We start from the raw sequence: 14,320 nt of genomic DNA on the forward strand, positions 1-14,320 counted from the left end.
GCCATTGTTCAAATTTTTCTTCTTTAGAAGAAAAATCTTCCAATTAGCGTTTCAACGAGCTGGGAGATATGCTCGCCAGCTGTTGTAGTTTGTTTTCCCCCACCTAAAGAGGAAGGGGACATCTTAAAGCTCGTTATAACCGATAAGGTTTATCCTCAGGTTGTCTTTATTTTTGCATGAATATGTTATATAATACTATTGCTATGCTTTTGCCGTATAGACATGTATAGCACTTTTACGGAGAGGTGTCCGAGTGGTCGAAGGTGCTTGACTCGAAATCAAGTGTGGTTAATAGCCACCGTGGGTTCGAATCCCACCCTCTCTGCCAGCAACACTTAACGAAAGCAAGTGAAACGAAGCTTGAGTCTAGTGATGCTCACTGGAAAGAAGGCTATTCTGCACGCCGTACTTTCGTGCCAGCAACACTTAACGAAAGCAAATGAAACGAAGCTTGAGTTTAGTGATGCTCACTGGAAAGAAGGCTATTCTGCACGCCAACGCCAGTAATATTTGTTGGGAACACAATACCTTGACCCTACACCTTGTTGTGTATTATCTAAGAGTTTGCTCCGGCAATCTCTTTTTTTGGAGGAATCAAAATTGACAAACCGTGTTAGAACCCGTTTTGCACCTAGCCCTACTGGCTATATGCACATCGGTAATCTGCGTACCGCACTTTATGGCTACTTATTTGCCAAGGCCAATAAAGGAGATTTTTTGCTTCGTATCGAGGATACTGACCAAAAAAGATATGTTGATGATGCTGTGGAATTCATACAAAACACCTTAAAAGCAGCCAACATAATTCCCAATGAGGGCCCTGACATAGGCGGTGACTGCGGACCGTACATTCAGAGCCAACGCATGGATATATACAAGAAATACGCTGAAGAGCTGATTGAAAGCGGTCATGCCTACAGGTGTTTCTGCAACGATTGCAGCGAAGAACAGCATTCCATGCAGGAAGCTGGCGATGCAAAATCCTTTGGTGGATACAACCGGGCCTGCCGCGATTTGGATCAGTCTGTTATCGATCAATATTTAGCTGAGGGCAGACCATATGTTATAAGACAAAAAATGCCACTGGATGGCGAAGTTACCTTCCATGATGTGGTACATGGCAACATTACCATAGCCTGTGACACACTTGAAGACCAGGTAATTTTAAAGCGTGACGGTATGCCTACCTACAATTTTGCCAATGTTATTGATGACCATTTAATGAATATCAGCCATGTTTTCCGTGGAACTGAATTCATTACCTCAACTCCAAAACATGTACTGTTATATCAATATTTTGGGTGGGAGCCTCCAGTTTTCATTCATTTGCCACCTGTAATGGGCAAAAATCCCGATGGCTCTATCTCAAAATTGTCCAAGCGTCATGGTGCAACCGGCTTTAGTCAGCTTGTTGATATGGGTTTCCTGCCGGAAGCCATCACCAATTATGTTGCGCTTTTAGGCTGGAGTCCAAAATCCGAACAGGAACTGTTCTCCATGGAAGACCTTATGAACAAGTTCTCTCTTGATGGACTCAGCAAATCTCCTGCTGTATTTGATTATAACAAGCTGGACTGGTTCAACAGTGAATACTTTAAGGCTATGGATGCAGCAGAATTTGCCCGTGAGTCAAAGGCATTTGGTGGCATAATTGCCGAAACCTTAGGTGAAAAATGGGAATACCTTGCTTTACTGTTGCAGACCCGTATACACCGCTTCAATGAAATCCCTGACCAGATTGGCTTTTTTAAGGAATTGCCGTCTTACGACATTGACCTTTATAACAACAAGCGCAATAAGGTGACTCCTGAAAAAGCTGCTGAAATCATTCCTTTGGCTATTGATATCATCAATAAAATTGAAAAATGGACCCCGGAAGGAATTGACGATATATTACAGCCAGCTATTGCTGATAGTGGAATTAAAATGGGAACATTTATGTGGCCTATCCGCATCGCTCTTTCTGGGCAAAAAGTAACACCTGGTGGTGTAACTGAGCTGCTTTATCTTCTGGGTAAGGATGAGTCTATCCATCGTTTAAATTGCGGATTAGATAAAATTAAATAAAAAATACTTGACTTAATTTCCTATTTATTATATTATATATTTTGTCAACGGCGCGTTGGTCAAGTGGTTAAGACTCCGCCCTCTCACGGCGGCTTCAGGGGTTCGAATCCCCTACGCGTCACCAGATATTTCAGCTCAGGACCTGGTCCTGAGCTTTTTTGTATTTAATTTAAAAAGTCTTATTTGGATATAGTGACATACAGTTATTTTCAAAGCAAAAGGGCTTCCGCAAAAGCGGAAGCCCTTTTTATCCACATGGGAATATCTTATTTATTCATAGCCTCAGAAACTGCAACTGCAACTGCAACAGACATGCCAACCATTGGGTTGTTGCCGGCACCAATCAGGCCCATCATATCTACATGAGCAGGTACGGAAGAAGATCCGGCAAACTGTGCATCAGAATGCATACGACCAAGAGTATCAGTCATACCATAAGAAGCAGGACCTGCAGCCATATTATCAGGATGCAGTGTACGACCAGTACCACCACCGGAAGCAACGGAGAAATACTTCTTACCCTGCTCGTTGCATTCCTTCTTGTAGGTACCGGCTACCGGATGCTGGAAACGGGTAGGGTTGGTGGAATTACCAGTAATGGAAATATCTACCTTCTCCAGGTGCATGATAGCAACACCCTCTGGAACAGAATCTGCACCATAGCATTTAACCTTTGCACGAGGGCCATCAGAATAAGGAACCTCTTTAACAACATTAACCTTACCTGCTTTATAATCATACTGAGTCTGAACATAAGTAAAGCCATTGATACGGGAAATAATCTGAGCTGCATCCTTACCAAGACCATTCAGAATTACACGAAGTGGATTCTTGCGGACCTTATTGGCAGTCTGTGCAATACCAATAGCACCCTCAGCAGCTGCAAAAGACTCATGACCAGCCAGGAATGCGAAGCACTCAGCATCCTCAGTCAAAAGCATGGCAGCCAGATTACCATGACCAAGACCTACCTTACGATGGTCTGCAACAGAGCCAGGTACACAAAATGCCTGGAGGCCCTCACCAATTGCCTTGGCAGCATCAGCAGCGGACTTTACACCCTTCTTGATAGCAATAGCAGCACCAAGAGTATAGGCCCACTTTGCGTTCTCAAAACATATTGGCTGCAGGTCAGAAACGATAGCAGCTGGGTCAAAGCCCTTTTCCTTACAAATATCAGCGGCAGCTTCAATGGAAGCAATACCATATTTTTTGCAAACTTCATTAATACCGTCAATACGGCGCTCATAGCCTTCAAATAATGCCATTTCTATTTCAGTCCTTCCTGTTCGTTATCTCAAATTATTCCTTACGAGGATCGATGTAACGGGCAGCATCCGCATAACGGCCCTTAGTAGAGGTGTTTTTCTTGATTGCTTCATTAGCATCAACACCAGCAGCAATAGCTTCCATAGCCTTGCCAAGATGAACAACCTCATAACCAATTACACGGTCTTCACTATCAATAGCCATCTTTGTAACATAGCCTTCTGCCAATTCGAGGTAACGAGGACCCTTCAGCTTAGTCGAATACAAAGTACCTACCTGGCTGCGGAGGCCTTTACCAAGGTCATCAAGACCTGCACCTACAGGCAGACCATCATCAGAGAATGCAGTCTGAGTACGGCCGTAAACAATCTGCAGGAACAACTCACGCATTGCGGTATTAATAGCATCACAAACCAGGTCAGTATTCAATGCTTCCAAAATAGTTTTGCCTGGAAGGATTTCAGATGCCATAGCAGCAGAATGGGTCATACCGGAGCAACCAATGGTTTCTACCAAAGCTTCTTCAATAATACCATCCTTAACATTCAGGGTCAGCTTACAACCACCCTGCTGAGGAGCACACCAACCAATACCATGAGTCAGGCCGCTGATATCCTTGATCTCCTTGGACTGAACCCACTTGCCTTCTTCAGGAATTGGAGCTGGACCATGGTTTACTTCTTTTGCAATGCATGTCATGTCTTCAACATGCTTATCATAATAAATCATTTCGTATTCCTCTCTTCACTATAATATAATACACTGAATCCGGCGATCCAAGCAGGATCGCCAAACTCATATACCTCAAACAACATTCATTACTTCAGCTTAACCAGTGGCGAGCCTGTCATCTCTGCAGGGATATCCATCCCAGCCAGTGTAAGCAATGTTGGTGCAATATCACAAAGCGCACCATCACTGGCAATCCAACCTACACGATCGGATACTACAATGAATGGTACAGGGTTCGTGGTATGCGCAGTAAATGGTGCTCCAGATTCAGGATCTACCATCTGATCTGCATTTCCGTGGTCAGCTGTAATACAAACATCACCGCCAACCTCCCGGATTGCTTTAACAAACCTGCCCACACAGGTATCCACTGTTTCTACAGCCTTTACGGCCGCTTCAAGCACACCGGTATGGCCGACCATATCACCATTGGCATAATTCAGAATAATAAAATCATATTTGCCGGACTTAATGGCCTCTACAACCTTATCAGTTACCTCGATAGCACTCATCTCAGGCTGCAAATCATAGGTAGCTACCTTTGGAGACGGTACCAGGATGCGATCCTCTCCCTTATAAGGTTCTTCAACACCACCATTAAAGAAGAAGGTGACATGCGCATACTTTTCTGTCTCGGCAATGCGCAGCTGAGTCATACCATTTTTTGCTATAACAGCACCCAAGGTATTTTCAATTGATTCAGGTGGATAAGCCACCTTAACATTGAGGCCCTCTTCATACTGGGTCATGGTAGCAAAGGAAAGTTTCAACTCCTTGCGTGGAAAGCCATCGAAAGAAGCATCTGTAAAGGCATGGGTAAGTTCACGGGCACGGTCAGGACGGAAATTGAAGAATATCACGCCATCGCCGTCATTCATCCCCTTGTAATCACCTACTACGGCAGGAACTACGAACTCATCTGTAACCTCAGCTGCATATGATGCCTTGACGCCGGCAACGGCATCATCAGCAGCTGCACCTTTGGCCTGGGCAATAGCATCATAAGCCTTCTGAACACGATCCCAACGCTTGTCGCGGTCCATTGCATAATAGCGGCCTGCAATAGTTGCTATTTTACCACAACCGATTTCAGCAATTTTTGCCTCCAAATCTGCAACATACTCAGCAGCAGATGAAGGATCTACATCTCGGCCGTCCAAGAAAGCATGCACATAAACATCATTTATGCCCTGCTTTTTGGCAAACTCCAGAAGTCCATACAGGTGCTCGCTATGACTGTGAACACCACCTGGAGATACAAGGCCCATTAAATGCAGTGCACCACCTTTAGCCTTTGCATCGGCAGCCACACTCAGGAGTGCTTCATTTTTGAAAAACTCTCCATCCTTGATAGCCTTGGTAATACGGGTGAGAGCCTGATAAATAATCCGGCCTGCACCTATATTAGTATGTCCAACTTCGGAATTTCCCATCTGCCCGTCAGGTAATCCAACATACTCACCAGAAGCCTGAATGTGAGTTGTTGGAAAATTCTGCCGCAACCCATCTATTACAGGAGTTTTAGCAATCTGAATAGCATTATTGGCATCGTCGGTTTTGCCGTTGCCATAACCATCCATGATAATCAATGCAACTGGTGCATTTTTTAATTTTGCCATTATCGCATCAACCTCAAATTAGAATTTTACAATAGCGGAGAAGTCAGCAGCCTTCAGGGAAGCGCCACCAACCAGAGCACCATCTACATTTGGCTGAGCCATGAGATCCTTAATAGTAGCTGGCTTTACAGAACCACCATACTGAATGCGGATTGCATCAGCTGCAGCCTGACCAAATACTTCAGCAACGGCCTCACGGATGGCCTTGCATACTTCCTCAGCCTGCTCAAATGTAGCAGTCTTACCGGTACCAATAGCCCAGATTGGCTCATAAGCAATAACCAGCTTGGAAACTTCATCTGCAGTAAAGCCATCAAGAGCAGCCTTGATCTGTTTTACAACATGAGCGATATAGGTACCAGCCTCACGGATTTCCAGGGACTCACCACAGCAAATGATAGGAGTAAGACCTGCAGCAAAAGCAGCACGAGCACGCTTGTTTACCCCTTCATCAGTTTCACCGAAATAATCACGACGCTCGGAGTGGCCAAGAACAACATATTCTACGCCAATCTCAGTAAGCATTCCGGTAGAAATTTCGCCAGTATAGGCACCTTTTGGTTCCCAATGAACATTCTGTGCACCAACATGAATCTTGGTGCCCTTACAAGCCTCAGTTACTGCAGCCAAAGCAGTAGCAGTAGGGCAAGCCACTACATCAACAGAATCAACATCTGCTACCAATGGAGCCAATTCCTTAACCAGCTTAACACCCTCAGCAATAGTATTGTTCATCTTCCAGTTACCGGCAATAATAGGTCTACGAGCCATAATTAAATATTCCTCCTTAAATTATCTATACATAAAATGAGACTTGTTCAGTGGAAGGATTGGCCTCCCACCGAATTCAAACGAATTCCCCCGTTACCCTACACAGATGTCTCTCCACTCCGGTGGATGAGAATCTTGGCATCGTGAATACCGGACAAAAGGGTTCAAAGTCTCAAGCAAAATACACGCGCAAAAACACGCCTTAAATATTCTTGTCAGCGATTGCAGCTATACCTGGCAATACCTTTCCTTCCAGGAACTCAAGAGTAGCACCGCCACCAGTGGAAATATGGGAAATCTTGTCAGAAAGTCCAGTCTTCTTCAAGGCTGCGATGGAGTCACCGCCACCAACAATTGAAGTAGCACCATTCTCAGTGGCCTTAGCAACAGCTTCAGCCACAGCCAAAGTTCCCTTTGCAAAGGCATCAAATTCAAATACGCCCATAGGGCCATTCCAGATAACAGTCTTAGCACCCTCGAGCGCAGCAACATATTCATCACAGGTCTTAGGGCCGGAATCCAGTGCTTCCCACCCTTCAGGAACCTTGTCAACATCTACAATCTGAGTCTTGGCATCAGCAGCAAACTTATCAGCGATTGTGAGATCTACAGGCAATACTACAGTTACACCCTTCTCCTCAGCCTTTTTCAACTGCTCGAGTGCTTCCTCAAATTTATCCTTCTCGCAAATGGAGTTACCAACCGGCAAGCCCTTGGCTGCATCGAAGGTATGAGCCATACCACCACCGATAATGATGGTATCAACCTTTTCAATCATATTGGAAATAACACCAATCTTGTCAGATACCTTGGCACCACCAATGATGGCAACAAATGGACGCTTAGGAGCTTCCAGGGTCTGACCGATAAACTTAATTTCCTTTTCCATAAGGAATCCGGCAACAGTTTCCAAATAGTCAGACACGCCCACATTAGCTGCATGAGCACGATGTGATACACCAAATGCATCATTTACAGCGATATCAGCCAAGGAAGCCAGCTTCTTGGCAAATTCAGGGTCATTTTTCTTTTCTTCCTTGTGATAACGGAGGTTCTCCAACAAAAGAACTTCACCAGGCTTAAGGTCAGCAGCTGCCTTTTCTGCCTCCGGACCAACGCAATCAGCTACCCACTTAACATCAACACCCATTACCTCGGATACGCGCTTTACTATATGCTTGGTGGAGAACTTCTCTTCACGGGCCTCAGTAGGACGGCCAATGTGGCAGGCCAAAATTACAGCAGCCCCTTGCTCCAACATATAGGTAACCGTGTCCTTGGTTGCCTGAATACGGGTATCATTTGTGATATTCATATTCTCATCAAAAGGAACATTATAATCCACACGGCAAAAAACCTTCTTGCCGTTGAGATTAACATCTTTAATGGTTTTCTTATTCATTCCCATATCAATACAAAACCTCCGCTTAACAAAATAGGTCCGGCCCAAACAAAAGGCCGGACCTCAATGGATCTTTTTTAATATTGTTTTGTGATAACCGATTATCAGCCTAACTCAGCGAAATACTTAATGGTACGAACCATCTGGCTGGTGTAGGAGTTCTCGTTATCATACCAGGAAACAACCTGAACCTGGGTAGTGCCGTTGCCTACAGGGCTAACCATGGTCTGAGTAGCATCAAAGAGGGAACCGTATCTCATACCAACGATATCGCTGGAAACGATTTCATCCTCATTGTAACCGAAGGACTCAGTAGCCTGTGCCTTCATTGCAGCATTAACCTGATCTACAGTAACATTACCCTCAACTACAGCGTACAGGAGAGTAGTGGAACCAGTAGGGGTAGGAACGCGCTGAGCAGCACCGATCAGTTTGCCATCCAACTCAGGAATTACAAGGCCAATAGCCTTTGCAGCACCAGTGGAGTTAGGAACAATGTTTACAGCAGCTGCACGGGAACGACGAAGGTCACCCTTACGCTGTGGGCCATCCAAAGTCATCTGGTCACCAGTATAAGCATGGATGGTAGCCATGATACCGGACTTGATTGGAGCCAAATCATTCAAAGCCTTAGCCATTGGAGCCAAGCAGTTGGTGGTGCAGGATGCTGCGGAAATAACCTTATCCTCCTTGGTAAGGATTTTGTGGTTTACATTGTAAACAACAGTAGGGAGATCCTTGCCTGCCGGAGCAGAAATAACAACCTTCTTTGCACCTGCCTGCAGATGAGCAGAAGCCTTTTCCTTGGAAGTGTAGAAACCAGTGCACTCGAGAACTACATCTACATCATGCTGTCCCCAAGGAATCTCTGCAGCATTAGCCTTTGCATAAATCTTGATTTCCTTGCCGTTAACGGTAATGGAATCTTCACCGGCACTAACTGCATCTGCGTACTTGTATCTGCCCTGTGAAGAATCATACTTCAGGAGATGAGCGAGCATCTTAGGGCTGGTCAAATCGTTGATTGCAACAACCTCATAACCCTCAGCATCAAACATCTGACGAAATGCCAAACGACCAATACGACCAAAACCATTAATAGCTACTTTTACTGCCATTTGAAAAATACCCCCTAATAAATATTATATAGATAATTTAATTTGAGAACACACCAGAAGAAAACAACATGCGCCTGCATAAGCAGGCGCACGAAAGCTCTTTATTTCCCAGTGCACCACATCTCTTAATTGATATAATAGTACACCAATTTCCAATATATTGTCAACGCAAAATCCATAACCTCTAGTAACTATAGCATAAATAATATATATCGTACTAAACCAATTTCTCAATCACGAAAAAGTAATAAAAATAGGCTTATCTAACTCGCTATTTATGCCATAAATGATATTCAGCAATTTGCATTGGAGGGATTATAGTCCTTTTGCTTGATTTTCTCCAAGGCCAGCGTCGCCTGGACAGCCAATGCACATTCCAGTCTTTTCTTTTGGATTGCACAACCAGTTTCATAAGGAATACGAATATCATTATTAAACAAATCTGCATTTGCATGGCATCCTCCGCTGCAGAAGAATCTTGCCCAGCATTCCTTGCATTTTTCCTTGTTCAATACATGGGATTCCCGGAAATAGCTGGTAATTTTCTCAGCGCCTTCATTAAGGTCGTCAAACACATTACCCAGATTGTACTTCTTTCTGCCTACGAACTGATGACATGGATACAAATCACCATTTGCTGCCACAGCATAATACTCATGCCCTGCACCACATCCTGCAAGTCTCTTGGCAACACAAGGCCCATTGGACAGGTCCATATTAAAATGGAAGAAGAAAAATCCTCTTCCTTCCCGATGCCGATTCAGGTAAAACTCGGTAAGGCGATCGTATTCTGCATAAATTTCAGGCAACATTTCTTCAGTAAGGGCATATGGAGAATCCTTGAGTACTACCGGCTCCATGGACAAAATATCGAACCCGGCGTCAGCCATGGCCTTAACATCCTGGGTAAAGTCAAGATTCTCTGCCGTATAAGTGCCACGCATGTAATAATTGTCACCATTACGGGCATCAACACATTTACGGAAGTTGCGCATAATCCTGTCATAGGTTGGCTGGCCACCACAATCCGGCCGCATATTATCGTGGGTTTCCTTGCGACCATCCGTACTCAGAACCATGCTTATGTTATTATCAGTAAGCCAGCGTATGTTATCATCATTAAGTGCCAAGCCATTGGTTGTAAGGGTGAGTTTAAATTCCTTCCCTGTTTCTTTTTCCCGCTTTCTGACATATTCTGTGACCGCCTTCACCAAAGGCATGTTGATTAACGGCTCACCGCCAAAAAAGTCGATTTCGCAATGTTTTCTTGGTCCACTGTGCTCTATAATATAGTCTACTGCCGCACAGCCCACCTCCTTGCTCATCAGCTGGCGTTCTCCTCCATACTCTCCGGTATCCCCAAAGCAATATTTACAGCGCATATTGCAGTCATGGGCAGTCATAAGGCAAAGTGATTTTACCAGCCCTTTTGATTTAAAGGTCAGAGGAACATCAATATCCGGGGCAAACAGCTGCTGTTTCCCAATCAAGGCCTGCAGCTCTTCCAAGGCCTCCCTGAGGTCATCCACAGCATACTTGTGCCCAAGCTGCTCCAGCACTTCACTGTCATTGCTTCCATCATAATAATCCATGATATCATAAATCATTTCATCGATAACATGAACAGCGCCACTGTTTATATCCAGTAAAATATACATTCCATTTTGAATGAATTTATGTATTTTAGTTCGCTTTTCTTTATTCATCACATTCTCCTAAAATTATAACGCCATTGTTCAAATTTTTCTTCTTTAGAAGAAAAATCTTCCAATTAGCGTTTCAACGAGCTGGGAGATATGCTCGCCAGCTGTTGTAGTTTGTTTTCCCCCACCTAAAGCGGAGGGGGACATCTTAAAGCTCGTTATATTACACACGAAGAAAAGTGACCGCTTGCGCCAGTCACTTTATTACATCAATATCTGCAGCAGTTATCAATTGAAAACCACCCCAGCCCTATCGGTAAAAAAGCTCCCTTTTTCGGGAGCTCTTCTCGCCAATAATTATTTTTTGCTTTCACAAACCTGATTGCCAACAGTGCAAGAAGTCTTGCAAGCGGACTGGCAGGATGCCTGACATTCACCACAACCACCGGAATTCTTGGTAGCCTGCAAAGTAGGTGCATTTACAGTCTGAATATGCTTCATATAGATAACCTCCTCGCCTCATACAAAGTCTTATGTTATTTTAAACCTTTTTATTGTTATATGCAATACCCCAGGATAAATACGCCTTCATATGACCAATATCAGCTCTTATGCTGGAATATCCCCAGCCTTGTCATTAACTTCCCCTTCATCAGGCGCCATTTAAATTCAGTAATGCCAAACATGGGATGAGGTATATTTATTCTGTGCAGCAAATATGGATCTGTGTCAAAATCATTTAGCCCCGAATCTCCGGTAACCGCCGCCAGATATTCCTCTTCCTTCAGCATAGCTACCAGCTCATTGCTGTAGCTCCCGTTAGGATAGGAAAGGGTATATATCGTATCCATCCCATTCCATTCCATCAACAGCTTTGAAAGTCGCATTTCATCCCTTGCCTGGGTTTTGTCCATTTTACCAAGAGGTAGATGATTGGCTGTATGACTGCCTATTTCAACTCCTCGATGCTGGATGTCCCTCAGCTGATCCCAGGACATATATCTTTCCTTGCCGATATCGTTTACCACCACAAATATAGTGGCCTTTAACCCTCTCTTTTCCAATATTGGCAGCAATTCTGTGTAATTGGTCTTGTAGCCATCATCAAAGGTCAATATCACAGGCTTATCCGGCAAGTCCTGAAGCCCCTTTTTGGCACGCAGGAAATCCCGAATTGATATGGTAGTATATCCTTCCTGTTCCAAATAATCCAATTGTGCCTCAAATTCATCCGGTGGCACATTGTATTCATATGCCCTGTCTGGATCCACCGCCTGAACCATATGATATTCAAGGATAGGTATCCCCTTTGGATCGGGCATCGATAATAACTGCATACCACAAAAAATAAGTAAAACTGCCAACAATGCCACACCCGTGGCTATCAGGGCCATTTTTTTATTCAAGCTTTTCACCTTTATCCTCTGTTTTTTTGAAATTTTCCGCCAAGGTCACCAATTTTCTGAGACGATGATTGACACATGATTTACTCACCAAAAGCATCTCAGCCAATTCTGCCAGGGTTGCATCAGGATGCTGTCTTCTGCATTGAGCTGTTTTTTGTAACGCCGTGGACAAGCCATCCATTCGGCCACTGTTCTCAATGAGTTTTATGCATTCATTTTGATACGCTGCGGCATCTACAGTTTTTTGCAAATTGGCAGTTTCACAGTTCACCAATCGATTGACCTGATTACGCACTTCTTTTAAATTGCGCCCACCTTCAAATTCTTCCAGGGCCTTGTGAGCTCCAATAATGGACAGAAAATCCATTATTGCTTCCCCATCTTTTATATAGATGATATAGTGGTTTTTCCTGTCCGTAAATCCGGCAGGAAAGGCCATCCTCTTCAGCACTGTATAGATAGTATCAGCAAAGCCGTAATTTCCGGTCATAAGCTCCAGATGACACTCAGCTTCAGGCCGATTGACACTGCCGCCTCCCATAAAAGCCCCTCTTAAATACGCATGTCGACAGCAGCTTTTTTTTAAAAGTGCCGTGTCTCGGCCCACTGAACCACCCGTTTCACCAAGCATACCCATTTTTTCCATAAAGGGTCTTACCTGCGGCGATGGGACAACTCTCAGCATATACCGGTTATTTTTTTTCAATCTCCTGCTGCGGCTAACTGTAACCTCAGTTTGAACATCACTGATAGACTTCAGCAAAGTCAGGGTTTTTCTGGCTACTGCTGCATTTTCTGTGACGAAATTAAGCCCCAGCATCATATTCGGACCCAATGTCATGGAAGCCCCCATTCGCAGGAGAGCAGCCAATTCGGCTGTCTGGCAACATTTCTTTCTGTCAAGCCGATGAGCCAGCTCGTTCTTTACATCAGCAGCAAATGATGGCATAAAAATCACCAAATTCCATTTAATATTTCTTCAGATCATCCAGTCCTGCCTTAATTCCGTAAATCACGCGCATTACAGTGCTGGCCAGTTTTTTTGAATCATGATGAATAACATCCTTGCCGGTCACCAGATCAGCCTTAATAAGCCCTACTCCCAGAGCATTCAGGGCATCCTCATCTACTTCTACAGGATATGCTCCTTTTTTTGCATATTGTGCCTTTAATTCTTCAGGAACCGGTGTGGAATTAACTATTACATAATCGATAGCGTGTCTGCCGGCATGGTCCAAAATAGCCTTTACATGCATTGATGCAGTGTAACCATCGGTTTCTCCCGGCTGGGTCATAACATTGCATACATACAACTTGATGGCTTTGCTACGACAAATTGCATCGCCGATACCCTCTACCAGAAGGTTAGGCATGATACTGGTATATAAACTCCCCGGGCCCAAAACAATAGCATTGGCATCGCGTATCGCATCCAATGATGACTGTACTGCTTCCACATGCTCCGGAAACAGCTTGACACGATGTATGCGTTTTTTTGCCTCAGGAATCTGGGATTCACCACAAACCACACTTCCATCTGCCATAATCGCATCCAGTCGTACATGCTCTTTACTGGCCGGCAGCACTCTGCCCTTAACGGCCAAAACCTTTGACGACTCAATCAGTGCAGTTTCAATATCCCCAGTTACTTCAGACATCGCAGCAATAAACAGGTTTCCAAAGCTGTGGCCCGTCAAGGTACTATTTCCGCCAAATCTGTGCTGAAACAATTTTTCCATCAGCGGCTCAGTATCTGCCAGCGCAACCAGGCAATTTCTCAAATCACCTGGTGGGATGATGCCCAGCTCCTCACGCAGCCGCCCGGAAGATCCACCATCATCCGCCACCGTAACTACTGCGGTGACATTGGTAGTGACCTGCTTGATTCCCCGAAGGAGCACCGACAATCCGTGTCCACCGCCCACTACTGTCACAGCAGGGCCTTTCCCCAGCATGCGCTTTTCATAAATTAAATCCACCAGTTTTTCTGAGCTGGATGGGTATACTACCGAGATAACTGACTGAATAATAAATCTTGCAGCCAATACCATGATACAGAATCCCAGTATCACCACCACCGAACCGATGACTCCGGTGGCAGTATATGTATATTCGCCTGACCATAAATAAACAGTCCTGAATATCGTTTCTTCTATACTGTCAATATATTTGTAATTAAACATGATTGCTATGCCCAGGCTGACAAGCATAACACCAAATGCAAACAGCAACAGCCAGCGTTTGAATTTCATACCTGGATATAGCCATTTCAGAAAATTCATATCACTACACC

12 protein-coding genes and 2 tRNA genes are annotated in these 14,320 nt (G+C 44.4%); 3 read left to right on the forward strand and 11 right to left on the reverse strand.

The window, feature by feature from the left end; translation table 11 throughout:
* Positions 1-239: 239 nt before the first annotated feature.
* The 3 genes from K6C05_RS07155 (at position 240) to K6C05_RS07165 (ending at position 2,191) form a co-directional block, all read left to right on the forward strand.
* A tRNA-Ser gene (locus K6C05_RS07155) sits at positions 240-328 on the forward strand.
* Positions 329-600: 272 nt separating this feature from the next.
* Positions 601-2,067: a glutamate--tRNA ligase gene (gene gltX / locus K6C05_RS07160; RefSeq protein WP_296733022.1), complete on the forward strand. Its 1,467-nt coding sequence runs from the start codon at positions 601-603 to the stop codon at positions 2,065-2,067.
* A gap of 49 nt (positions 2,068-2,116) precedes the next feature.
* A tRNA-Glu gene (locus tag K6C05_RS07165) sits at positions 2,117-2,191 on the forward strand.
* Positions 2,192-2,333: 142 nt separating this feature from the next.
* On the opposite strand, the gene K6C05_RS07170 is transcribed toward K6C05_RS07165, so the two are convergent.
* The 11 genes from K6C05_RS07170 to K6C05_RS07220 form a co-directional block, all read right to left on the reverse strand.
* Positions 2,334-3,335, reverse strand: coding sequence for a GGGtGRT protein (locus tag K6C05_RS07170; protein WP_296733025.1), 1,002 nt, complete (start codon positions 3,333-3,335; stop codon positions 2,334-2,336).
* Positions 3,336-3,369: 34 nt separating this feature from the next.
* A complete protein-coding gene (locus K6C05_RS07175; RefSeq protein ID WP_363317177.1) occupies positions 3,370-4,035 on the reverse strand; it encodes a hypothetical protein in 666 nt (221 codons plus the stop codon).
* 119 nt (positions 4,036-4,154) lie between these two features.
* Positions 4,155-5,687: a 2,3-bisphosphoglycerate-independent phosphoglycerate mutase gene (gpmI, locus tag K6C05_RS07180; RefSeq protein ID WP_296733030.1), complete on the reverse strand. Its 1,533-nt coding sequence runs from the start codon at positions 5,685-5,687 to the stop codon at positions 4,155-4,157.
* An 18-nt stretch (positions 5,688-5,705) separates the two neighbouring features.
* Positions 5,706-6,458: a triose-phosphate isomerase gene (gene tpiA, locus K6C05_RS07185; protein WP_296733033.1), complete on the reverse strand. Its 753-nt coding sequence runs from the start codon at positions 6,456-6,458 to the stop codon at positions 5,706-5,708.
* Between the two features lie 202 nt (positions 6,459-6,660).
* A complete protein-coding gene (locus K6C05_RS07190) occupies positions 6,661-7,860 on the reverse strand; it encodes a phosphoglycerate kinase (protein WP_296733086.1) in 1,200 nt (399 codons plus the stop codon).
* Positions 7,861-7,964: 104 nt separating this feature from the next.
* Positions 7,965-8,978: a type I glyceraldehyde-3-phosphate dehydrogenase gene (gap, locus tag K6C05_RS07195; RefSeq protein ID WP_296733036.1), complete on the reverse strand. Its 1,014-nt coding sequence runs from the start codon at positions 8,976-8,978 to the stop codon at positions 7,965-7,967.
* A gap of 293 nt (positions 8,979-9,271) precedes the next feature.
* Complete coding sequence (gene scfB / locus K6C05_RS07200; RefSeq protein ID WP_296733039.1) at positions 9,272-10,684, reverse strand: thioether cross-link-forming SCIFF peptide maturase; 1,413 nt, start codon at positions 10,682-10,684, stop codon at positions 9,272-9,274.
* A gap of 294 nt (positions 10,685-10,978) precedes the next feature.
* Complete coding sequence (gene scfA / locus K6C05_RS07205) at positions 10,979-11,122, reverse strand: six-cysteine ranthipeptide SCIFF (RefSeq protein WP_173440576.1); 144 nt, start codon at positions 11,120-11,122, stop codon at positions 10,979-10,981.
* Between the two features lie 101 nt (positions 11,123-11,223).
* Positions 11,224-12,027: a polysaccharide deacetylase family protein gene (locus K6C05_RS07210; protein WP_296733047.1), complete on the reverse strand. Its 804-nt coding sequence runs from the start codon at positions 12,025-12,027 to the stop codon at positions 11,224-11,226.
* Positions 12,020-12,976 (reverse strand): DNA-binding protein WhiA, encoded by a 957-nt coding sequence (gene whiA, locus K6C05_RS07215; protein WP_296733050.1) that lies wholly within the window; start codon positions 12,974-12,976, stop codon positions 12,020-12,022. The genes K6C05_RS07210 and whiA overlap by 8 nt, the downstream gene beginning before the upstream one ends.
* A 19-nt stretch (positions 12,977-12,995) precedes the next feature.
* Entirely contained in the window at positions 12,996-14,309 is a 1,314-nt protein-coding gene (locus K6C05_RS07220; RefSeq protein ID WP_296733053.1) for a YvcK family protein, read from the reverse strand.
* Between the last annotated feature and the right edge of the window lie 11 nt (positions 14,310-14,320).

This window comes from Anaerovibrio sp. (assembly GCF_024697385.1).
Lineage (GTDB): Bacteria > Bacillota > Negativicutes > Selenomonadales > Selenomonadaceae > Anaerovibrio.